This window comes from Arthrobacter sp. SRS-W-1-2016 (genome assembly GCF_002009585.1).
Lineage (GTDB): Bacteria > Actinomycetota > Actinomycetes > Actinomycetales > Micrococcaceae > Arthrobacter > Arthrobacter bambusae_A.
The window spans coordinates 1-22,194 of record NZ_MTPV01000039.1 but is presented as its reverse complement, the minus strand read 5'-3'; the positions used below and the strand labels follow the sequence as shown (position 1 = coordinate 22,194).

The 22,194-nt window shown below is 64.5% G+C and carries 22 protein-coding genes; 15 read left to right on the top strand and 7 right to left on the bottom strand.

The window, feature by feature from the left end:
- Positions 1-46 precede the first annotated feature (46 nt).
- From BMF89_RS09230 to BMF89_RS09215, 4 genes are all read left to right on the top strand, one after another.
- Positions 47-1,546, top strand: a complete 1,500-nt coding sequence (locus tag BMF89_RS09230; RefSeq protein ID WP_078106796.1) for a CoA-acylating methylmalonate-semialdehyde dehydrogenase — start codon at positions 47-49, stop codon at positions 1,544-1,546.
- Positions 1,546-2,592 carry an enoyl-CoA hydratase/isomerase family protein gene (locus BMF89_RS09225; RefSeq protein ID WP_078106795.1) on the top strand — a complete coding sequence of 349 codons (1,047 nt, stop codon included), beginning with the start codon at positions 1,546-1,548 and terminating at the stop codon, positions 2,590-2,592. Before BMF89_RS09230 ends, BMF89_RS09225 begins: the two co-directional genes overlap by 1 nt.
- Complete coding sequence (mmsB, locus tag BMF89_RS09220) at positions 2,585-3,505, top strand: 3-hydroxyisobutyrate dehydrogenase (protein ID WP_078106794.1); 921 nt, start codon at positions 2,585-2,587, stop codon at positions 3,503-3,505. The genes BMF89_RS09225 and mmsB overlap by 8 nt, the downstream gene beginning before the upstream one ends.
- Before the next feature lie 64 nt (positions 3,506-3,569).
- The gene (locus tag BMF89_RS09215; RefSeq protein WP_253190772.1) at positions 3,570-4,349 is read left to right on the top strand and encodes an enoyl-CoA hydratase; all 780 of its coding nucleotides are present in this window, start codon (positions 3,570-3,572) and stop codon (positions 4,347-4,349) included.
- Between the two features lie 69 nt (positions 4,350-4,418).
- Here the strand turns inward: BMF89_RS09215 and BMF89_RS09210 are convergent, their stop codons facing one another.
- The 4 genes from BMF89_RS09210 to BMF89_RS09195 all read right to left on the bottom strand — a co-directional run bounded on the left by BMF89_RS09210 (position 4,419) and on the right by BMF89_RS09195 (position 8,920).
- The gene (locus tag BMF89_RS09210) at positions 4,419-4,925 is read right to left on the bottom strand and encodes a MarR family transcriptional regulator (protein ID WP_078106894.1); all 507 of its coding nucleotides are present in this window, start codon (positions 4,923-4,925) and stop codon (positions 4,419-4,421) included.
- A gap of 26 nt (positions 4,926-4,951) precedes the next feature.
- A complete protein-coding gene (locus BMF89_RS09205) occupies positions 4,952-6,667 on the bottom strand; it encodes an AMP-binding protein (protein ID WP_078106792.1) in 1,716 nt (571 codons plus the stop codon).
- A gap of 252 nt (positions 6,668-6,919) precedes the next feature.
- The gene (gene nadE / locus BMF89_RS09200) at positions 6,920-7,741 is read right to left on the bottom strand and encodes an ammonia-dependent NAD(+) synthetase (RefSeq protein WP_078106791.1); all 822 of its coding nucleotides are present in this window, start codon (positions 7,739-7,741) and stop codon (positions 6,920-6,922) included.
- Between the two features lie 156 nt (positions 7,742-7,897).
- A complete protein-coding gene (locus BMF89_RS09195; protein ID WP_078106790.1) occupies positions 7,898-8,920 on the bottom strand; it encodes a LacI family DNA-binding transcriptional regulator in 1,023 nt (340 codons plus the stop codon).
- Positions 8,921-9,104: 184 nt separating this feature from the next.
- Here BMF89_RS09195 and BMF89_RS09190 point away from each other — a divergent pair, with 184 nt between their 5' ends.
- The 6 genes from BMF89_RS09190 (at position 9,105) to BMF89_RS09165 (ending at position 15,362) form a co-directional block, all read left to right on the top strand.
- A complete protein-coding gene (locus BMF89_RS09190) occupies positions 9,105-10,460 on the top strand; it encodes an extracellular solute-binding protein (protein ID WP_078106789.1) in 1,356 nt (451 codons plus the stop codon).
- 12 nt (positions 10,461-10,472) lie between these two features.
- Positions 10,473-11,468 carry a sugar ABC transporter permease gene (locus BMF89_RS09185; RefSeq protein WP_078106788.1) on the top strand — a complete coding sequence of 332 codons (996 nt, stop codon included), beginning with the start codon at positions 10,473-10,475 and terminating at the stop codon, positions 11,466-11,468.
- A gap of 83 nt (positions 11,469-11,551) precedes the next feature.
- The gene (locus tag BMF89_RS09180; RefSeq protein WP_241707369.1) at positions 11,552-12,385 is read left to right on the top strand and encodes a carbohydrate ABC transporter permease; all 834 of its coding nucleotides are present in this window, start codon (positions 11,552-11,554) and stop codon (positions 12,383-12,385) included.
- A gap of 3 nt (positions 12,386-12,388) precedes the next feature.
- Positions 12,389-13,234: a sugar phosphate isomerase/epimerase family protein gene (locus BMF89_RS09175; protein ID WP_078106786.1), complete on the top strand. Its 846-nt coding sequence runs from the start codon at positions 12,389-12,391 to the stop codon at positions 13,232-13,234.
- On the top strand, positions 13,231-14,454 hold the full coding sequence (locus BMF89_RS09170) for a Gfo/Idh/MocA family oxidoreductase (RefSeq protein ID WP_078106785.1): 1,224 nt from the start codon (positions 13,231-13,233) through the stop codon (positions 14,452-14,454). The genes BMF89_RS09175 and BMF89_RS09170 overlap by 4 nt, the downstream gene beginning before the upstream one ends.
- Complete coding sequence (locus tag BMF89_RS09165; protein ID WP_078106784.1) at positions 14,451-15,362, top strand: sugar phosphate isomerase/epimerase; 912 nt, start codon at positions 14,451-14,453, stop codon at positions 15,360-15,362. The genes BMF89_RS09170 and BMF89_RS09165 overlap by 4 nt, the downstream gene beginning before the upstream one ends.
- A gap of 91 nt (positions 15,363-15,453) precedes the next feature.
- Here the strand turns inward: BMF89_RS09165 and BMF89_RS09160 are convergent, their stop codons facing one another.
- Entirely contained in the window at positions 15,454-16,095 is a 642-nt protein-coding gene (locus BMF89_RS09160; RefSeq protein WP_078106783.1) for an NAD(P)-binding domain-containing protein, read from the bottom strand.
- Between the two features lie 126 nt (positions 16,096-16,221).
- Here BMF89_RS09160 and pyrE point away from each other — a divergent pair, with 126 nt between their 5' ends.
- The gene (gene pyrE, locus BMF89_RS09155) at positions 16,222-16,806 is read left to right on the top strand and encodes an orotate phosphoribosyltransferase (protein WP_078106782.1); all 585 of its coding nucleotides are present in this window, start codon (positions 16,222-16,224) and stop codon (positions 16,804-16,806) included.
- Positions 16,807-16,873: 67 nt separating this feature from the next.
- A complete protein-coding gene (locus BMF89_RS09150) occupies positions 16,874-17,926 on the top strand; it encodes a thioesterase domain-containing protein (RefSeq protein ID WP_078106781.1) in 1,053 nt (350 codons plus the stop codon).
- A gap of 22 nt (positions 17,927-17,948) precedes the next feature.
- On the opposite strand, the gene BMF89_RS09145 is transcribed toward BMF89_RS09150, so the two are convergent.
- The gene (locus BMF89_RS09145; protein WP_078106780.1) at positions 17,949-18,641 is read right to left on the bottom strand and encodes a tyrosine-protein phosphatase; all 693 of its coding nucleotides are present in this window, start codon (positions 18,639-18,641) and stop codon (positions 17,949-17,951) included.
- 18 nt (positions 18,642-18,659) lie between these two features.
- Complete coding sequence (locus BMF89_RS09140; protein ID WP_139359611.1) at positions 18,660-19,490, bottom strand: HAD-IIA family hydrolase; 831 nt, start codon at positions 19,488-19,490, stop codon at positions 18,660-18,662.
- A gap of 187 nt (positions 19,491-19,677) precedes the next feature.
- Here BMF89_RS09140 and BMF89_RS09135 point away from each other — a divergent pair, with 187 nt between their 5' ends.
- From BMF89_RS09135 to BMF89_RS09125, 3 genes are all read left to right on the top strand, one after another.
- Positions 19,678-20,325 carry a TrmH family RNA methyltransferase gene (locus tag BMF89_RS09135; RefSeq protein WP_078106893.1) on the top strand — a complete coding sequence of 216 codons (648 nt, stop codon included), beginning with the start codon at positions 19,678-19,680 and terminating at the stop codon, positions 20,323-20,325.
- A gap of 93 nt (positions 20,326-20,418) precedes the next feature.
- Positions 20,419-21,510: a class II fructose-bisphosphate aldolase gene (gene fbaA / locus BMF89_RS09130; RefSeq protein ID WP_290439673.1), complete on the top strand. Its 1,092-nt coding sequence runs from the start codon at positions 20,419-20,421 to the stop codon at positions 21,508-21,510.
- Positions 21,510-21,929 carry a DUF3151 domain-containing protein gene (locus BMF89_RS09125; RefSeq protein ID WP_078106777.1) on the top strand — a complete coding sequence of 140 codons (420 nt, stop codon included), beginning with the start codon at positions 21,510-21,512 and terminating at the stop codon, positions 21,927-21,929. The genes fbaA and BMF89_RS09125 overlap by 1 nt, the downstream gene beginning before the upstream one ends.
- Positions 21,930-22,194 lie beyond the last annotated feature (265 nt).

Sequence of the window (22,194 nt, the reverse complement as noted above, 5' to 3'; positions counted from 1 at the left end):
TTTCGAGGCCGATGGCGGGCATTTCCCCTATGCAAAGGAGCATTCCATGGTGCGCGAACTTTCCCACTACATTGACGGCCAGAGGATCGACGGGACCTCCGGGCGCTTCAGCGATGTCTACGATCCCTGCACCGGCGAGATTCAGGCCCAGCTTCCCTTGGCCAGCGCTGATGAGGTCAGGAACGCCATCGCGAACGCGGAAAAGGGCCAGCTCGAATGGGCTGCGATGAACCCGCAGCGCCGTGGCCGGATCCTGCTCAAGTTCGTGGACCTGGTCAACGAACACATGGACGAACTCGCCACGCTGCTCTCCTCCGAGCACGGCAAGACCTTCCCCGATGCCAAGGGCGACATCCAGCGCGGCATCGAGGTGGTGGAGTTCGCCGCCGGCGCGCCACACCTTCTCAAGGGCGAGTTCTCGGACAACGCCGGCACCGGCATCGACGTCCACTCATTGCGCCAGCCGCTCGGCGTTGTCGCCGGCATCACGCCCTTCAACTTCCCCGCCATGATCCCGCTCTGGAAGTCCGGCCCCGCGCTGGCTGCGGGCAATGCCTTCATCCTCAAACCGTCGGAGCGCGACCCCTCCGTGCCCCTTCGCCTGGCCGAGCTCTTCACCGAGGCCGGATTGCCGAACGGCGTCTTCAACGTCATCAATGGCGACAAGGAAGCGGTGGATGCCCTCCTTGAGGATCCGCGCGTGAAGGCCATCGGCTTTGTCGGTTCCACGCCGATTGCCCAGTACATTTACGCGACCGCGGCCGCCCACGGGAAGCGCGCCCAGTGCTTCGGCGGCGCCAAGAACCACATGGTGATCATGCCCGACGCCGATCTCGACATGGCCGCGGATGCGCTCATCGGCGCTGGCTTCGGCTCCGCCGGAGAGCGTTGCATGGCGATTTCCGTTGCGGTTCCGGTTGGCCAGGAGACGGCCGATGAGCTGGTTTCCAAGCTGCAGGACCGTATCAACGGACTGAAGGTCGGCCCCAGCCTGGCCAAGGATTCGGACTTCGGTCCGGTGGTGGCAGCCTCGGCGAAGGAACGGATCGAGGGCTACATCCAGGCCGGCGTCGACCAGGGCGCCACGCTCGTCACCGACGGACGCGGCCTCACGGTGGACGGCTACGACGGCGGTTTCTGGGTTGGCCCGACCCTCTTCGACAACGTGACGAAGGACATGTCCATCTACAAAGAGGAGATCTTCGGCCCGGTCCTGAGCGTCCTCCGCGCAGCTGACTACGAAGAAGCGCTGCGGCTCTGCTCCGAGCACGAGTTCGGCAACGGCGTCGCGATCTTCACCCGCGACGGCGACGCTGCCCGGGACTTCGCGAGCCGCGTCGAAGTGGGCATGGTTGGCATCAACGTTCCCATTCCCGTCCCGATTGCCTACTACACCTTCGGCGGCTGGAAGGCCTCCGGCTTCGGCGACCTCAACCAGCACGGCGCGGACGCCTTCCGCTTCTACACCAAGACCAAGACGGTCACCACCCGTTGGCCCTCGGGCATCCGCCAGGGCGCCAGCTTCGTGATGCCGGCCGGCAGCTAATGGCCGAGGTCCTCTTCGAGAAGCGCGGCCACCTCGGCGTCATCACCCTGAACCGGCCCCAGGCCGTCAACGCCCTCACCAGCGGCATGGTGCACGCCATGCTGGAGCAACTCACCGAGTGGGCGGACGACGACGGCGTCAAGACGGTTTTGGTGCACGGCGCCGGGGAGCGTGGACTGTGCGCGGGTGGAGACATCGTGGCGATCTACGATGACATGCTGCGCCACGGCGGCCAGACAGCTGACTTCTGGGCTGCGGAGTACCGCTTGAACTCGCTCATTGCCCGGTATCCGAAGCCTTACGTGGCCTTCATGGACGGACTGGTCCTCGGCGGCGGGGTCGGTATCTCGGCCCACGGCTCGGTCCGCGTGGTCACCGAGCGGACACGCACCGGCATGCCGGAAACCACCATTGGGTTTGTGCCCGACGTCGGCGGGACCCTGCTGCTGTCCCGCTCGCCGGGGGAGTCCGGCACCTACGCCGCGCTTACGGGTGCCCACTTGAGCGGGGCCGATGCCCTGTTCCTGCGGCTCGCGGACCACTTCGTCCCGTCCGAAAGCCTCCCCGCCCTCGCGGAAGCGCTGGAAAGCTCGACGGCGGAGGCCGCCGTCGGGCGTTTTGTGCAGGAACCGCCGGCCTCGGCGCTGTCCGGCCAGAGCGAGTGGATCGATGCCGCCTTTGCTTCGGATGACGCCGAGGAAATCGTCGCGAGGCTGCGCGCGGCCGGTGGGGACGCCGCCGCGGCCGCGGACACGATCGAGGCGAAGTCGCCAACAGCAGTGAAAGTGGCCCTGGAATCGTTGCGGCGCGTCCGGGAGCTCTCGCTCGAAGAGGCGCTGGAACAGGAATACCGGGTTGGCGTGCGCTGCCTGGCCGGCCCGGATTTCCGCGAGGGGATCCGCGCCCAAGTGGTGGACAAGGACCGCAACCCACAATGGAAGCCGGCTTCCCTCGCGGAGGTGTCGCCGGCCGCCGTCGAAGGCTTCTTCGCCTCGCTCGGCGATCGCGAACTCAAACTTCATTCAAAGGAGTCCGACCATGTCTGACGCAGTTTCCGGCACCATCGCTTTCCTCGGCCTTGGCCACATGGGCGGTCCCATGGCCGTGAACCTTGTCAAAGCGGGGCACCACGTGGTCGCCTACGATCCCGTGCCGGCAGCGCTCGAGGCAGCCCGCGAACACGGCATCGCCACGGTGGATTCCGCTCCGGAGGCCGTCGCCGGTGCTTCGGTTGTCCTGACCATGCTGCCCAGCGGCAAGCACGTCCTGGACGCGTACCGGGGAGTCGACGGAGCACCGGGCCTTCTCTCGGTGGCGGCGCCGGACACACTGTTCCTGGATTGCTCCACCATCAACGTCGACGAGGCCCGCGAGGCCGCTGCCATTGCTTTGGAGGCCGGCCACCGCTCGGTCGACGCGCCCGTTTCCGGAGGCGTGGTTGGTGCCGAAGCCGGAACCCTGACCTTCATGGTGGGGGCGCTCCCAGCAGACTTCGAAACAGTGAAGCCGATCCTGGAACTCATGGGCCGGAGGATCGTCCACTGTGGCGACCACGGAGCCGGGCAGGCGGCCAAGGTCTGCAACAACATGATCCTGGGCGTTTCCATGATTGCCGTCAGCGAGGCGTTCGTCCTGGGCGAGAAGCTGGGCCTCACGCACCAAGCGTTGTTCGACGTCGCATCCAACGCCTCGGGGCAATGCTGGGCGCTCACCACCAACTGCCCGGTTCCCGGACCGGTCCCCACGAGCCCGGCCAACCGCGACTACCAGCCCGGATTCGCCGGAGCGCTCATGGCAAAGGACCTCCGGCTCGCGGTCAACGCGCTCGAGAGCACCGGAGTGGACGGGCAAATGGGACACCTGGCATCGCGGATTTACGATGCTTTCGCGGCCGAAGGCGGAGCCGGGCGTGACTTCTCCGGCATCATCACAGACATCCGGGACAAGTCCGCCAAGTAGCCTTGGCGGGAAGATTATTTCGGGGCAACCGACACAACTGAGCAACCGACAAAAGGGGCACGGCTTGACGCAGCAGTACGAAAACATCCTGGTGGAAATCCGTGGACGGGTGGGCTTGGTGACCCTGAACCGGCCCAAGGCGCTCAATGCGTTGAACCAGGCCACCATGAATGAGATCGTGGCCGCGGTGTCGGACATGGATGCGGATCCCGGGGTGGGTGCCGTGGTGATCGCCGGATCGGAGAAGGCCTTCGCGGCCGGCGCCGACATCAAGGAAATGGCCTCCAAGGGGTACATGGACATGTATGCCGCCGACTGGTTCCGCGCCTGGGAAAGCCTCACTCGCCTGCGCATTCCCGTGATTGCGGCAGTGTCCGGTTTTGCCCTGGGCGGTGGCTGCGAACTTGCCATGATGTGCGATTTCATCATTGCCGGGGACAACGCCAAGTTCGGTCAACCGGAAATCAACCTCGGCGTCATTCCCGGCATGGGCGGCTCGCAACGGCTGACCCGGGCCGTGGGCAAAGCCAAAGCAATGGACATGATCCTCACTGGGCGGTTCATGTACGCCGAGGAAGCCGAGCGTGCAGGACTTGTTTCCCGCGTCGTGTCAGCCGATTCCGTGGTGGAGGAGGCGATGAAGGCCGCCGAGGTGATCGCGTCCAAGTCCAAGCCGGTTGCCATGGTGGCCAAGGAAGCCGTCAACGCAGCCTTCGAAACCGGCCTCTCCCAGGGTGTTTTGTTCGAGCGCCGGGTCTTCCACTCATTGTTCGCCACGGAGGATCAGAAGGAAGGCATGGCGGCGTTCACCGAGAAGCGCCAGCCGGAGTTCAAGCACCGCTGATCCACTGCTGAGTAACTGTCGTTCTGAAGGTTCAAAACAGCAGTTACTCAGCAATGGATGGAAAATTCGTTAGTCCGTGAAGTCGCCCGCGGCCTTGCGGAAGTCTCCCAGCACGCGGATCAGGTGCTCGACGTCGTCGTCCCCGAAGCCGGACTGGCCGAACACCTCGTTGTTGAGTGCCGTCGTCGCGCGCTTCGCGAGGGTGCGGCCCTCCGCGGTGAGCTCGATCAGCGTGGTGCGCCCGTCAGTGGGATGCGGGGAGCGGACCACGAGGGCGGCCTTCTCGAGGCGGTCGACGGCGTTGGTCACCGACGTCGGATGCACCTGAAGCAGCGCGCTGGCTTTGTTCATCGGCAACGCGCCGCTGCGTGCGAAACTCAGCAGCGCGAGGAGCTCGTAGCGCGCGAAGGTCAGGCCGTAGGGCTTCAAAACGCCTTCGATCCGCGCCAGCAGGATCTGCTGCGTGCGCATGATCGCGGTAATGGCCGCCATGGGCGCGGCGACTTCGCCCCAGCCGTGGCGCTCCCAGTTTCGCTGGGCGTCGGCGATGGGATCGCGGGGGAGTGGGCTGCCCACGGTGCCTCCTGACATTGCTTGGCTGCCTATTCTTTCAGACTCGGGAACTCATCCTCGGTGTACTCGACGCCCAGGCCGGCAGGCAGCGGACCATCGCTGTGGCGGGCCACCTCCGTGCCTCGAAGCTCGACGCGCCGGATCTTGCCCGAAATCGTCTTGGGCAACTCACCGAATTCGAGCCGGCGGACGCGCTTGAACGGCGCCAGGTGCTGCCGGCAGTATCTGAGGATGTCCTCGGCAACAGCGGGTCCGGGCTCGTACCCGGCGGCGAGCACCACAAAAGCCTTGGGCACCGAAAGCTTGACCGGATCCGGAGAGGGCACGACGGCGGCCTCCGCCACTGCGGGATGCTCGATCAGGACGCTTTCGAGTTCGAAAGGGGACAAGCGGTAGTCGGAGGATTTGAACACATCGTCTCCGCGGCCCACGTAGGTGATGACTCCGTTCCCGTCCCGGCTGGCCATGTCACCCGTGTGGTAGTAACCGTCGCGGAACGCCTCGGCCGTCTTTTCCGGGTCGCCGAAGTAGGACTTCATGAGCCCTACGGGGCGGGGGTCCAAGCGCAAGCACAGCTCGCCGTCGTCGGCCTCTTCACCAGTGGCAGGGTCAACAAGGACGACGTCGTAGCCCGGCAGCGGCCGTCCCATCGAGCCGGTCTTGACCGGCTGGCCGGGGGTGTTGGCGACCTGGACGGTCGACTCCGTCTGGCCGAAACCGTCGCGGATGGTCTGTCCCCAGGCCCGCTCGACTTGCCCGATCACCTCGGCGTTGAGGGGTTCACCCGCCGAAACCACCTTGGTGGGGGGCGTTTTGAGTAGGGTCAGGTCCGCCTGGATGAGCATGCGCCATACGGTGGGCGGGGCGCAGAAACTCGTGACGCCTTCGCGGCCCATCTGCTCCATGAGGGCCTTGGCGTCGAAGCGATCGTAGTTGTAGACGAAGACGCAGGCCTCGGCGATCCACGGCGTGAAAACGTTGGACCACGCGTGCTTTGCCCAGCCGGGGGACGCCACGTTGAGGTGGACATCCCCGGGCTCCAGGCCGATCCAATACATCGTGGAGAGGTGTCCCACCGGGTACGAGGTGTGGGTGTGCTCCACCAGTTTCGCCCGCGACGTAGTGCCCGAGGTGAAGTAGAGGAGCATGGTTTCGTCAGCGGCGGTGGGGGCGTCCGGGATGAACGTCGACTCGGCGGAATCCGCTTCGGCGTACTGGAGGGCGCCAGGGGTCTGGCCGTCACCCACTTCAATGAGGGTGTAATCGCCCGGCACTTCGGCGAACTTGGCGATGTTGGCGCTCCCGACGGCGGCCCAGCGGGCGCCGCCGCGCTCCACGCGATCCGTGATGTCGCGCGGGCCCATGAGCGTGGTGGTGGGGATCAGGACCACGCCGAGTTTGATCCCGGCGAGCATGAGTTCCCACAGTTCCACTTGGTTGCCGAGCATGATGATCATGCGGTCGCCCCGCTGGACGCCCTTGGATCGGAGCCAGTTGGCAAGCTGCGAGGAGCGCGCGGAGAGCTCGGCGAAGCTGCGGCGGGTGGAACTGCCGTCCTGCTCGACGATCACCAGCGCAGGGTTGTTGGCCGTGCCGGGGTTATCCGCGATCTGGTCGAACCAGTCGAGTGCGAAGTTGAACTCGCTGAAACGGGGCCACTGGAAGTCGCTGCGCGCCCCTGAATAATCGGTGCGCAGCGCAAGGAGCCGATCGCGGGCTGCACGGAAGTCGTCGGTGACTGTCATTGTCTGCCTTTCGCCCTGCGTGTATGGGGAGTGCGAACCGGGGACGAACTCGCCGTGTGATCCGCCTCACCTGCAATATACTAGGACATCCAAGGGTTTGGAAGAGGCGGCGTTGCGGGGCTGCGCACTCCCACGCAGGGCACACTTTTGCGGGATGACGACGGCGGCGCCCCCGCCACGGCGCGGGAGACCGCCGTCGTGCGCTGCAAAAAGGCGCTCAGCGTGACGGAGGCCCCCGGGTTCAGGCGACTGCTACTTCCACCATGTGTCGAAAATCGTGACCGGAACAGTGCGCTTGTGGCGCGTCCGCGTGTACTTCTGCTCGATCAGCATCGCCGCCGCCTCGGGGATATCGCGGCCCTCAAGGTAGTCGTCGATCTGGTCGTAGCTGACTCCGAGTTCATCCTCGTCCGTCCGTCCAGGCGTGCCGTCCAGCAGGTCCGCCGTCGGAATCTTTTCCCAAACCCTGGACGGGGCGCCCAGCTCGGCAAGGAGTGCGCGGTTCTGCCGCTTGTTAAGGCCGAAAAGCGGCAGGATGTCCGCGCCGCCGTCGCCGAACTTGGTGAAGAATCCGGTGACGGATTCGGCTCCGTGGTCGGTGCCGATCACCAAGTAGTTGTATTCGCCGGCGAGGGCGTACTGGGCGGTCATACGGGCCCGGGCCTTCGTGTTGCCCTTGTGGAAATCCGAGATGCGCGCGCCCGTGGTCTTCTCGAACTCATCCTCGAAACCGTCCACGGCGCGGGAGATGTTGAACGTCCATTCCGTCTTGGCCTGGATGAAATCCAGCGCGGCCTGGGCGTCTTCCTCATCATGCTGGGCGCCATAGGGGAGCCGGACGGCCACGAAATTGGCCTCCACGCCCTCGGCTGTGAGCTCTTCGACTGCCAGCTGGGCAAGGCGCCCGGCGAGCGAGGAATCCAGTCCGCCGGAAATGCCCAGGACAAAGCCCTTGGTGTGCGTGGCCTTGAGATATTCCTTCAGGAACGTGACGCGTTTACGGACCTCCCCGGCAGGGTCGATCCGGGGCTGGACGCCCATTTCCGCAATGATCGTGGCCTGGAGTGTGCGCATGTCCCCAACACTAGTAAAAAAGTAGTGCTCGGAACACGCAATTTCATCACTCCGGGTGTCGTGCTGGCCCGCGCGCCCCAACTGACTCGCAGTTGTTGTCGTTATAAGGCTCCAAAACGACAACAACTGCGAGTCAGTTGGGCGCGCAGGGGGCACTCACCGCACTGGCGCGGCGCCCGTCGATGCCCGCACCGTGAGGTGCGTTGGCATGACTGCCAGGCGCCGGCTGGTCCCGCCGTACTGGGGATTCAACCGGGACAGGAGCATGGAGACTGCTACGCGCCCGGCTTGTTCGATGGGGGACGCCATGGTGGTGAGCGGCGGGTTGCAGAAATCGGCTCCGAAGATGTCGTCGCAACCGACGATGCTCATGTCGTCGGGCACGCGGATGCCCCGTTCACGCAGGCGCTGCAGCATTCCGATGGCCAGCAGGTCGTTGAAGACGATGCACGCCGTGGCCCCCGTGTGTACCGCGGCGTCCGCTGCGGCCGCTCCCGAGGTGGTCTTGGGTGCGAACGGCCCCACGCTGAATGTGGTCAGCCCCCGTTCCGTGGTTTCTTCCTGGAACGCTTGCCACCGCTTGGCGTTTGACCAGGAGGTGGCCGGGCCTCCGACGAAGCAGATCCTCGTGTGCCCCAGGGAGACCAGGTGTTCCAGTGCCTGGATGATGGCCGACGGCGTATCGATCACCACGGTGGGTGCGATTGCCGGAGCCCGGTTGATGGTGACCAGGGGCTGTTGTGCCGCCGCCTCGGCGAGCTGTGCGTCCGTCAGGCGGGACGCCGCAAGGATGAATCCGTCTGCCGAGCGGCGCATCTTCTGCAGCGCATCTGCCTCCATCTCCGCTGATTCCTCGGTGTCAACGAGCAGTTGCGTGTAGCCGGCGGCCTTCAACTGGTGTTGCGCCCCGCGGATGATGTCGAAATAGAACGGATTGGTGATGTCCGGAACCAGGACGGCAACGGTCTGGGTGCGTCCGGAGCTGAGCCCGCGCGCCTGCGAGCTCGGAATGTAATTCAATTGCGCGGCTGCTTCTTCGATGCGCTCGCGGGTCACGTGGTTCACCCGCCCGGGATTGCTCAGGGCCCTTGAAACTGTTGACGTCGCCACTCCCGCAAGTTCCGCGACGTCGCGGATCGTGGGCTGCCTGCCCGGTGACTGGAGCTGGAGTTCTGCCATGGTCTAGGTGTTCCTCATCTGCCGCAGCCGCTCAACAACGAGTGACTTGTCCCACAATTGCAGCACCGATGACAATTTTTGGCAATCGCTTGTCATCGCTGTTTGGCGTGCCTAGACTCGGAGAAATCACCCGATGTGACGCGCACCACGCCAATGAGGCCATCGGGCTCCAGGGAGGAAAACAATGAAGTTTGCATCGTCCGCCAAATTTGCCGCTGTTGTCGTAACAGCCGCCCTAGCTTTGACCGCCTGCGGAGGCGGCAACAGCAGCTCCGGGGGGAGCGCGGGACCCGTTGACGGAAAGGGCAAGAAGTTGAGCGTCCTGACCGGCGTCAACAACCAGTACTCTGCCCAGCAAAAGCAGTGGTTCACCGACATTGCGGCCAAGTTCAAGGCGCAGACCGGTGCCGATATCGAATTCGAAACCTTCGCGTCGGCCAACGATGAACTGACCCGCATCCAGACGTCCGTCGTCTCCGGACAGGGACCTGACGTTTACAGCCTCGGCACCACGTTCACGCCCACTGCGTATGCAACCAAGGCTTTCGTGACGCTGACCGACGACGACTGGAAGAAGATTGGCGGCAAGGACAAGTTCAACCCCGCCGCCCTCGGAATTTCCGGCCCCGATGCCCAGCACCAAGCCGGCATTCCCTTCGTCAGCCGGCCGTTCGTGATGGCTTACAACAAGGACATCCTGAAAGCCGCCGGGATCGACAAGCCCGCCACCAGCTGGGACGAGCTCGCCGCACAGGCCAAGAAGATGACCAACCCGGCCACCGGCACCTTCGGACTCGCCACCGGCTACAAGGACAACTTTGACCCCTGGAAGTTCATCTGGGCCATGTCCGTCCAGGCAGGAAACCCGCTCGTGGACGGCAAAACGCTCAAGCTTGACGACCCGGCCGTCAAGAAGGCCTACCAGACCTACTTCGGATGGCTGACCACGGACAAGATCGTCGATCCGGCTTCCATCGGGTGGAGCAACAGCAACGCCGTCGCAGCCTTCGCCTCGGGCAAGGCGGGATACCTCATGATGACGACGTCGAGTTCCCTCCCGACGCTCGACAAGTCGGCGGTCGCGGGCAAGTACGCCTACACAGCCATGCCGACCACGGCGCCCGGCCAGACCTCGCCGCAGGGCGACGCCGCGAATGCAGCCAGCATCCTGTCAGGTGACAACGTGGTTGTTGCCGACTACTCGAAGCAGAAGGACCTTGCCTTCGCTTACATCAACCTGATCACGTCCAAGGACGAGCAGTTGAACTTCCAGAAGATCTTCGGCGACCTGCCTGCCAACGCCGAAGCCCTGAAGGCGCTGAGCAACCCCGCTCTCCAACCGGTTGCCGACACCGCTGCGAAGTCCAAAGCCACGCCGTTCACCGGAGCGTGGGGCGACATCCAGCTGGCTCTCCTCAACGTCGTGGTCCAGTCGATCCCCGATCTCTCCAAGGGATCCGTCGACGACTCGAGCCTCCAGGCCCGTCTCAAGGACGCCCAATCCAAGGGCCAGGCCTCGCTTGACCGGGCATCGAAGTAAGTAGGAAGTGACATGTCCACCGATTCATTGACTGCGGGCAAGTCCACGCGCCGCAAGTCGTCCCGCGCTTCAAAGCCGGACCCGCAGTCACCGGACGACACCTCCCGGCGCCGCAAGGGGCTGAGCGAACGCAACCGCCCCTTGTGGATGCTGATTCCAGGCGGCCTGCTGATGGTGATCATCATCGTGGTGCCGCTCCTGCTCGGCATCTTCATGTCGGGCCTGGACCTGGACCAGTATTCGCTGCGCCAGTGGGTCAGCGCTCCGTTCATCGGAGTCCAGAATTTCGTCGAAGCGCTGACCGCATCGCCTTTGCTGCACGCCATCTGGCTCAGCGTCAGCTACTCCTTGATCGCGATGGTGGTCACGATCCCGCTCGGCATCGCCGGCGCCGTCGCCACCCAGAACGCGTTCAAGGGCCGGGCCGTGATCCGTTCCATCTTCCTGATCCCCTACGTCCTTCCCTCCTTCGTGGTGGCGACGGTGTGGCGGACCATGTTCCAGCCCGGCAGCGTCATCGACTCGATGCTGCATTCGGTGGGCATAGACCCCGGGCTGTGGCTCAATGGTCCGCAGTCATATTGGACGCTGATCCTGGTCCAGATCTGGGCATCGTGGCCGTTTGTCTACCTGCTGGCATTGTCCGGGCTCCAGTCCGTGGACCATGAGGTCCACGAGGCCTCGGCCCTTGACGGTGCACTGTGGTGGAACAAGCTCCGCTATGTGGTCTTTCCTTATCTCAAGGGTCCGCTCTCCTTGGCGTTCCTGATCGGCATGCTGCACCACATCAACAACTTCACCTTGCCGTTCGTCCTGTTCGGGGTTCCTGCTCCGTCCGATGTGGAGCTGCTCCCGATCCTCACCTACGTCACCAGCTTCCAGAGCTTCCGGTTCGGGCTCAGCGCGGCCATGGCGTTCATCTCGCTGATCCTGATCGCGATCCCCTTGTTCGTCTATCTGCGGGCCGTCAAACTCGACGACGCCGAGACTCCCGGAGGCAAAAAGTGAGCACCGCAACTACCGCCGTCGGACGCACATCGAGCGAAGACTTCCGCCCGGGCTCCAAACGCCAGCACGAAGTAACCCGGCTCATGCCTGGGCCCATGCTCGCCATCATCCTCACAGTGTTGTGCGCCTTGGTGCTCATTCCCGTGGCGTACATCTTCCTGGCATCCGTGAACTCGGACATCGGCGTGGCCCGTGGCGAGTTCTTCCCGTCCAGCTTCTCCTTTGAGAACTACTCCACGATCTGGTCGAGTGTTGGACTGGCCACGGGCCTGGCCAACAGCGTGCTCGTGGCCGGGTCCACCGCCGTCGTCTCCGCCCTCATGTCGATCGCCACCGCCTACGTGCTGGTCCGCTACCAGTTCCGTGGCCGGTTGACGATCCTTCGCGGGCTCCTGGGACTCCAGTCGGTTCCCGGCACCCTCATGGTGCTTCCGGTCTTCGTGCTGTTCTCGTCGTCCGCGAGCTACCTGGGCATCCAGATCATCGGCACCCAGTGGGGTTTGTTCATCACCTACCTGACGTTCGCGATGCCGTTCTCCACCTGGGTGATGGTCACCTACCTGCGCGGCCTGCCGCGTGAACTCGAAGAGGCGGCAAGGATCGACGGCGCCAGCAACCTGGGCGTGCTGGTGCGGATCATCCTCCCGCTGAGCTGGCCCGGCGTGGTCGTTTCCGGTATTTTCGCCTTCCTGCTCGGTTGGAACGACGTCCTGTTCGCCTCTGTCATGACGCGGCCCGAAAGCCAGACTGCCGCCGTCGCGCTCCAGATCTTCGGTGCCTCGCAAGAGGGCGGCGCGATTCCCTTCTACGGCCAGATGATGGCAGCTTCCCTTGTGTGCGCTGCCCCGGTGGTCATCCTGTACCTGATTTTCCAGCGTTACCTAGTGGGCGGCCTGACCGCCGGAGGAGTCAAGTAAGTTATGAGCACGCCAGCTGTTGAATGGGAGCTCTCGGGCTTCGGCGACGAGATCGACGACGACCCCAAGATCCAGATTGCCGTGATGCAGGCACTGGGAGCGAGCCACATTGAAGTCCGCAGCGCCTGGGGCACCAACATCGTGGATTTGGATGAGGCGCAGCTTCGCGAGCTGAAGTCCTTGCTGGATGCGGCGGAAATGAAGGTTTCCGCGATCGCGTCGCCGATCGGGAAGGTGGACGTTTCCCTTCCCGTGGAGCACGAGGTGGAACGCCTCCGCCGTGCAGTCAACGCCGCCCAGGTCCTGGAATCGCGCTACATCCGGATCTTCTCCTTCTACTACGGCGAGGACGTGGCGGTGGAGAGCATCCGGGAGGCGGTCATCGAACGCATGCGGGCCCTCGCGGACGTGGCGGAGGAGTCCGGCGTCGTACTGCTGCACGAAAACGAGAAGGACATCTACGGGGACATCCCCGAACGGGTCCTGGACATCATCGAAACCGTGGCGTCTCCCGCGCTCAAAGTGGCTTGGGACGCGGCGAATTTCGTCCAGGTAGGCGTCAAGCCTTTCGAGGACGGCTACGCAAAGCTAAGGCCGCACCTTGAATACCTGCAGGTCAAGGATGCCCTGTTCTCGAACGCCACCGTGGTCCCGGCAGGCGAGGGCGACGGCGATGTCCTCCGCACTGTCGAGGCCTTGAAGGCCGACGGATACACCGGTTTCGCGAGCCTCGAGCCGCACTTGGCCGGCGCCCATGGACTGGGCGGCTTCTCCGGCCCGACGGCGTTCGGCATCGCGGCGAGGGCGTTCGCGAAAGTCCTCCATGAAGCAGGAGTGGAGACGAAGTGAGCGAAACCTCAAATGCTCCGGGCGCTCCCGCGGAGATCCGGGCCGCGATCGTAGGGTGCGGCGTCATCGGCCGCACCCACTCGGCCGCGGTCCGCGAATTCCCGGAGGTGGTGGTCACCGCGTTGGTGGATGTGATCCCCGAAGCTTCCGAGGCGCTTGCCGCCAAGATCGAAGCCCAGGGCGACCCGAAGCCGGCGGTCTTCCTGACGCTGGCCGAGGCGCTCGCCGCCGCACCGGTGGACCTGGTCATCATCGCGACGCCCAGCGGCCTGCACATCCAGTTGGCGCTGGAAGCGCTCGACGCCGGCAAGCACGTGGTGATCGAAAAGCCCCTTGACGTTGACTTGGGCAAGGCAGACGAGATCCTGGCTGCAGCCAAGGCTGCCGAGGCCAAGGGCTTGGTGGCAAGCGTGATCAGCCAGCACCGCTTCGATCCGGCCAGCCGGGTGGTGGACGAGGCCCGTCGAGACGGACGCTTCGGCACACTGACCTCGGCCGTCGCCTCGGTCAGCTGGTGGCGGAGCCAGGGCTACTACGATTCGGGCGCATGGCGCGGAACCTGGGCCATGGACGGCGGAGGCGCCATCATGAACCAGGGCGTCCACACCGTGGACCTGCTTTTGTGGTTCCTCGGGCGGCCCCTTGAGATCAGCGCCAAAACCGCGCTCCTCGCCCACGAGGGTGTCGAGGTGGAGGACACCGCCGTGGCCACCGTGACCTTCGAATCCGGCGCCCTTGCCGTGTTGCACGCGACGACAGCGGCGTACCCGGGCTTGACGGTCCGCCTCCAGGTCATGGGCAGCAAGGGTTCCGCCGTGATCGACAACGACGACCTCGCATACTTCCACGCGTCCGACGCCGCTGATCCTTCGGAAAGCAGCGCCATGGGCATCCTCGGCGGCGGGAACCAGGCCGCCGTCGAGCTCGCCAAATACCCGGACGACACCGTCGAAGCACTGGATCCCACGGTCTATCCGGCTGGACATGTCCGGCAGTACCGCGACATCATCGCCGCGATCCGGGAAGGGCGCCCCGCGGGCGTTACCGTCCGGGACGCCGTGACCGCCCTGGCTACCGTGCGTGCCCTGTATGTCTCGGCAACCTTGGGCCAGCCCGTGCTGATCGACGATGTCATTGCCGGCAAGTACAACAACGTGGAGGTCCGCACAGGCGGGGCCGCTGGCCAGCAGGGAGCCAATCGCGAAGAGGTATCGGCATGAAGTTCTCCGTGTTCACCGCTTCCACTCCCGAGTGGTCGCCGCAGGAAGCCGCCACGAAGCTTGCAGCCCAGGGGTGGGACGGCATCGAATGGCGCGTCACGGACCAGGCGGACGCAGCGGAACCAGGCTTCTGGGCAGGGAACCGTGCCACCTGGCCCATGACGGGATTGGAAGACTCGATCCCGGAGATTGCCCGGCTCACCGCTGACGCAGGGTTGGAATTCTCCGGCCTCGGCGGCTACGCCCGCTGCGACAACCACGACGACGTCGATCGCGTCCTCGCGGCGACCGCGGCCTTGGGTGCCAGGCAGGTCCGGGTCAACGTGCTGCCGCTGGGCAACTCGAACATGGGCGGGCCGGAACCCACGGGCCTGTCCTACCCGGAACTCTTTGCCGCTACCCGGGAGCACTACGAGTGGGTTGCTTCCCGCGCTGCACATCACGGTGCCAAAGCCCTCGTGGAACTGCACCATGGAACCGTGACGGCGTCGGCCTCCTCGGCACGGCGGTTGCTGGAAGGCCTGGACCCGCGGCATGTCGGGGTCATCCACGACCTTGGCAACTTGCTGATTGAGGGCTGGGAATCACCGTTGCCCGCACTCCAGCTCCTTGGCCCTTACTTGGCACATGTCCACGTGAAGAACGCCCGCTGGGTCCGCACCGACTCGAAGGACGAATCGGGAGCGGCCGTGTGGGTCAACGAATGGGCCCCTCTTGCCGAAGGCCAGGCAAGTGTCCTCGCCTACTTCCGTGCGCTCGCAGACGTCGGCTACGACTCCTGGGTCACGCTGGAGGACTTTTCCACCGAGCTTCCCTTGGAGGAACGGACTGCATCGAACCTGGCGTACGTCCGCAAGGCAGCCGCCTTGGCGGGGTTCGCCGTCGTCGATCCCGCATCGGCACCCTGACGGCCCGGGCCGTCAGCGCCTAAACACAGCAGCCGCTCAAACCCAGCAGCCGCTTGCCTGTCGGAGGCAAGCGGCTGTTGGGTTGTGGTGTCTAGATCGTGCGTGGTGCCTTCGCCAGGTTGTCCTTGAGCTCGGCGGCGTTCTGCCGGACCACGTAGGCCGGGCGGTCGCGCTCCACGCGCCAGCTCTCGTCGAGCGGTCCGATGTTGACGGTGTCGAAGCCGAACTCGTCGTAGAGCTTCTCCACGAGTTCGGCGGCCTCGGGGTAGTCGCTTGCGGTGGCCAGCGCGCGGCGGTTTTCGGTGCCCGCAGGGGTGCCGTCGGTGCCGATCTGCTTCGCCATGATGTGGTTGAAGCCCTTGGCCACCTTGGACGTGGGCAAGTGCTTCTGCAGCAGACCGGACGTGGTGGCTTCGCCCGTGTCCAGCTCCGGGATGCGGCCGTCGCGCTCCCAGTAGTAGTTGTTCGTGTCGATCACAATCTTGCCCGCGAGCGGCTCCACGGGGATGTCCTGGTAGCTCCTGAGGGGCACGGTCACGACGGCGAAATCGCCCGCCGCTGCCGCCTCGGCCGGTGTGGCGGCACGGGCATGTGCGCCAAGCTCCGCCACCAGTTCCGCAAGGGTTTCCGGTCCCCGGGAGTTGCTGATCACTACGTCATAGCCGAGTTCGACCGCCTTGCGGGCGATTTGGCTGCCAATGTGTCCTGCACCGATGATTCCGATTGTTGTCATACGTGCGGGAACGCCGTCTTCGGCGCAGATATTTCATAGGTTACGGCGAGTGACGTGCAGGCGACGTGGGATTCCGTGACGGTGTCCATTCCCTTGCGTCCAACGGCTTTACGTAGAATAGGCACCATGACTGTCGCCTCTGATGCTGCCACCGCCACTGCTGCTGCCCGTGCCCGCCTTCTTGAATTGATCAAGGAACTGGCGGTCGTCCGCGGCAAGGTGATCCTTTCCAGCGGTGCCGAGGCGGACTACTACATCGACCTGCGGCGCATCACCCTCCACCACGAGGCTTCGAAGCTGGTTGGCCAGGTCATGCTTGCCATGATCGACGACGCCGGAATCGCCGTTGAGTGCGCCGGTGGCCTGACCATGGGTGCGGACCCGGTCGGAACCGCCGTGATGCACGCCGCCGCCGACGCCGGACGCGCCGTTGACGCCTTCGTGGTGCGCAAGGCGCAGAAGTCCTACGGCATGGGCCGCCAAGTGGAAGGTCCCTCGGTGGAGGGCCGCAACGTCGTGGTTCTCGAAGACACCTCAACCACCGGTGGCTCGGCGCTGACCGCCGTCGAGGGTGTCCGCAAGGCCGGTGGCAACGTGGTGGCCGTGGCCGTCATTGTGGACCGCAACACGGGCGCCAAGGAAAAGATCGAGGCCGAAACCGGTGTGCCGTACCTCTTCGCCTTCGGCAAGGACGAGCTGGGACTCGACTGATTTCTTACAAACCTGGGCGGGTTTGGGGGACCGTGTGCCCGTCGGCTGAAGCGCCTAAGCTGGCTGCGTGAACTATCGGGCGGGAAAATTTCCCCGGAACCAGCAACGCTGGCAGGACCCGGGCTCCCTCGCCCGGGTTCTCCGGCAAGCTGCCGAGCTGAAGAGTTTTTCCCGCCGCAGCTTCCTCATTGGAGCGGGCGCTTCCACGGCGCTCGCAGCGGATATGCTGTTCACCCGCCAGGTCCAGGCAGAACGTCGCGTCACCAAGATCCTCCCGGTGGGAGACGATGTCGCGGAGTCCTACTACCCCAACTCGAGTTGGATTCTCTTTCCCGGTTACAAGACCAGCTGGGAAGAGGCCCAATGGATCCTCAACTCGCTCCGGGGGTCGCTCCGGCAGCGGGGCCAGATGGCCGCCGTCGGATACTCCAACCTGGGGTTGGAAGTCGCCGAGGTGGTGGACGCGGTGCTCGCTTACATCAACGAGCGCAAGCTGAACACCCTGTATTTCTACGGCCACAGTTTCGGTGGAATGCTGGCCACCGAAGTGGCCGCGCTCCTGCGTGAGCGGAACGGCGTCAGCGTCAAGCTGATCCTGTTGGATTCATCGCCGTTCAGCAAGTACGACATCCTCGACCAAAGCTGGTTCGACGGCGTCGTGTTCCTGTATGAGAGCGGCTTCCAGGTTCCGTCGGTGCTCCGCGGCGGTTACGAGCTGGGCGAGCGCGTGGTCAACAAGCACGAACGCACCTGGGGGCAGATCTGGGACCAGACCTTGGAACAGCTTTCGCCGATCGCGCCGTCGAGCGTCCTGATCCAGAGCGAATCGGACTATATCTACCACTTCGACGGCACACGGTTTGTCGACCGGCTGGGGGATACCCGCATGGCCTTCATCGGGAACCCGAACGATGACACGGTGAACTACGCGACAGCCCGGGCTGCGTGGGCCAAGACTTTCCCCCTCAACATCGCGTCCACGGGCCGCAGGACCGACGGCGCCCGGCCCGCCCATGCGAGTCCACAGTGGAATCCCTTTATCTACAATCCGATCATCGAGGACCTGGAGAACGAACTCTTTCCGCTGCCCAGGGCCGGCTCGCGGGTGGTTTTCTACTGAGCGGTGCCCGCCACAAACGCCGCTACCGGCGCCGCAGTCCATCCAGCTCGGAACCGCTGAGGCCGGCTTCGCGCAAGTAATCCGCCGCACTGCCGAACTCGAGCCCGAAACGGTCCAGGAAGTATTCCATCGCGGCTTCGGGGGATTGCAGCAGCATGAGCGAGGGACTGAATGCTTCCTCGGGAACCTCGGGGACGGCCAACCGCCACGCTGCTGCCATCGTTTTGAGCATCGTGGGGAGGGCAGCGGTGCTTGCGGCGTAGTCCGCGATAACAGCCGCGTGGCCAGCGCCGCTCGCGAGGAGCGCCAAAGCGGATACGACGCCGGTGCGGTCCTTGCCGAGCGAGCAGTGGATGAGCGTGCGCTTGCCATGGGCCGCAGGGCGCAACGATTCGGCCACCCAATCGGGGCGGGTGCGCACCCAGCCAAGGTAGAGCTCGCCGAGGTCTTCGGCCGTGCGGATTGATTGGAGCCCGTCGGAAGCCGTACGCGGATCGAGGGGATTCTCCACGAGCTCCACTGGAGCCTTGGACATCGAGCCGTTGGCCAGTTGCCATGGAACGATGGCGCGCTCGTACTCGCTCCGCAGATCCACCACCGTCTTAATGCCGTGACGTTCCAGGAAGTCAGCCGTCGCCGCGGTGTCCATGCCAAACGGCTGGCTGCCCCTCAGAATGCGGCCCCCCGCCAGGGAACGGAGGTTCAGCACAGCCATGGCACGAGCCCCTTCTTCTTAGATCTGGTTCTTGAGATCCGCTACCGAGTTCAGGACCTGGTTCGGCCGGAACGGGAAGGCCGCGATGTCCTCGCGCTGGGTGATGCCGCTGAGCACCAGGACGGTGTGGAGCCCGGCTTCCATGCCCGCGATGATGTCCGTATCCATGCGGTCTCCGATCATTGCCGTGGTCTCCGAGTGCGCGTCGATCTGGTTCATCGCGGAACGGAACATCATGGGATTCGGCTTGCCCACAATGTAGGGCTCGCGGCCGGTCGCCTTGGAGATGAGCGCAGCGATGGCGCCCGTGGCGGGCATCGGGCCGTCCTTCGACGGGCCGGTGGCATCCGGGTTGGTGGCGATGAAACGCGCCCCGGCGAGGATCAGCCGGATGGCCATGGTGATCGCTTCGAAAGAGTAGGTGCGCGTTTCGCCGAGCACCACGAAGTCCGGGTTCTGGTCGGTGAGGATGAAGCCGGCCTCGTGCAGCGCCGTCGTGAGCCCTGCCTCACCGATCGTGTAGGCGCGGTTTCCTGACTCCGAGCCCTGCACCTGGTCCTTGAGGAATTGTGCCGTGGCCAGGGCGGAGGTCCAGATGTTCTCCTCCGGGATTTCCAAGCCTGAGGAACTCAGCCGGGCCGCCAGGTCCCGCGGCGTGAAGATGGAGTTGTTCGTGAGGACAAGGAATCGCTTGGAGGTGTCCACCCAGCGCTGGATCAGTTCAGCCGCTCCGGGAACCGCCTGGTTTTCGTGGACGAGGACACCGTCCATATCCGTGAGCCAGCATTCGATTTCGTGTCCGTTGCGGTAAAGGGCCGAGCTCTTCGGGGCCTCGCTTGCGTTCTCCATGCTTTTCCTCCGCGTAGTGGCTGGTTCTCGTCCCAAGTCTTTCATCTTTCGGCCTCCGAGACACCCGGGTGTCCTGCGTTGCGGCACCGGGTTTCGGCGCCGCAGGCGGTATTGCGCGAGCTAGGGTTGAGGAGTGACTGACCGGCCCCAGACCCCCGCCCCTACCGACTCCACTGATGTTCCGACCATCGTCCCGTCAACCGAGGGGGAGTCCGAAGCGAAGCCGGAGGTCGGCGTCGGGCCCTGGGAAGGCGACTGGCCGGACGGCGAGCAGTGGGACCCGGACCTCCTGGCGGACGGCGACCGCCGCAACGTCGTGGACAAGTACCGCTACTGGAAGCATGAAGCGATCGTCGCGGACCTGGACGCCCACCGGCACGATTTCCACATTGCCATTGAGAACTGGCAGCATGACCTGAACATCGGCACCGTAGTGCGCACCGCCAATGCGTTCCTCGCCAAGGAGGTCCACATCATCGGACGACGCCGGTGGAACCGTCGCGGGGCCATGGTCACTGACCTTTACCAGCACGTCCGCCACCACCCCACCGTGGAGGATTTCGTGGAGTGGGCGCAGGGGGAGGGGCTGGCCATCATCGGCATCGACATCTTCCCCGATTCCGTGCCGCTGGAAACCTATGAACTTCCTCGCAACTGCGTGCTCGTGTTCGGGCAAGAAGGCCCCGGCCTGACTCCCGAGGTGCACGACGCCGCCGTCGCCACTCTGTCGATCGAGCAGTACGGTTCCACGCGCTCCATGAACGCGGCGTCGGCCGCGGCCATCGCGATGCACGCCTGGATCCGCCGCCACAACTTCGGCCAGCGGGTTTCCTAGGGGATCCGGCTGGTAGGACCTTCGGGCAAAACGTCCGCAAGTGTTACCCGTCTCCGTGACCGGAAACACGGTGCCGGATTCGAAGTCGCTAGGATGGTGCCTAGCCGTATAGGTCTACTCCAGGGTCAACAAAACCCACAGACGAAAATCAGCATAGGAGTCAGCATGCCCATCGCAACCCCAGAGATTTACTCCGAGATGATCGACCGCGCGAAGGCCGGTGGATACGCGTTTCCGGCAGTGAACGTCACCTCGTCGCAGACCCTGAACGCCGCCATCCGCGGCTTTGCCGAGGCTGAATCGGACGGCATCATCCAGGTCTCCACCGGTGGTGCGGCTTACTGGTCCGGCGCTTCCGTCAAGGACATGGTTGCCGGCTCCCTGGGTTTCGCGGCTTTCGCCCGCGAGGTCGCCAAGAACTACAACGTGAACATCGCCCTGCACACGGACCACTGCCCGCAGGACAAGCTGGCTGATTTCGTCCTTCCGCTGCTTTCTGCTTCCGAGGAAGCAGTCAAGGCCGGCAAGGACCCGATCTTCAACTCGCACATGTGGGACGGCTCGCACGAGACCCTGTCCGATAACCTCCGGATCGGACGCGAGCTCCTGGAACGCGCGGCTGCGGCCAAGATCATCCTCGAGGTGGAGATCGGCACGGTCGGCGGCGAGGAAGACGGCGTCGAGAACGAGATCAACGAGAAGCTCTATACCACCACCGAAGACGCGCTGGCCACCATCGAGGCACTCGGTGCCGGCGAGAACGGCCGCTACCTGACCGCCCTGACCTTCGGCAACGTCCACGGCGTGTACAAGCCGGGCAACGTCAAGCTCCGCCCCGAACTGCTCAAGCAGATCCAGGCCGAGGTCGGTGCCAAGATCGGCAAGACCAACCCGTTCGACCTCGTCTTCCACGGCGGCTCCGGCTCCACCGAGCAGGAAATCGCGGATGCCGTTTCCTACGGCGTCATCAAGATGAACATCGACACGGACACCCAGTACGCGTTCACCCGCCCGGTTGCCGGACACATGTTCAAGAACTACGACGGAGTCCTGAAGGTCGACGGCGAAATGGGCAACAAGAAGACGTACGACCCGCGCGTCTGGGGTGCCTCCGCCGAAGCCGGCATGGCTGCCCGCATCGTGGAAGCCGCAAAGCAGCTCGGTTCGGTAGGCAAGACCTTCTAATGTCCGACGAATTCCGCAAGAACCTGATGGGCCCGGAGCCTACGCTCCTGCCTGCAGAGACCGAGATCTACCAGCACCTTGCCTTGGGGCAGGAAGCACTGGACCTCGTGGCCAAGTACCCCACGTCTTCATTGCTGTGGGCGATCCTGGCCGAGGAAGCCTGGGCTGAGGGCCGGACCATCGATTCCTACGCGTATTCCCGCGTGGGTTACCATCGTGGACTGGATTCGCTGCGCCGTAACGGTTGGCGCGGCGTCGGACCCATCCCGTGGGAGCACGAGCCCAACAGGGGATTCCTGCGTGCTCTGTACTCCCTCGGCCGGGCATCCGCCGCCATCGGCGAAGCCGAGGAGCCGGAGCGGATCGAGAAGTTCCTGAACGACTCCGATCCCGCCGCGAAGGCAGCGATCGAAGGCTAGGACAGCTGTCTTAAACGCCGACGGCGGCCGCTCACCTTTGAGGTGGGCGGCCGCCGTCGCGCTTCCCCAGCCCAACTGACTCGCAATTAATGCCGTTATGAGCCGTCAAAACGACAACAAATGCGAGTTAGCGGATGAGCGCCGCTGGTGCGCCGTGGGCCGGGAAAGTATGCGTCTGGCTCACCAAGACTCTGGCTCTCTCCGGGCGGCTCGGTGATCATGGAGGTGTTCGTCTCGGTGAACGCCGACCCAACTTGGTGCCTTG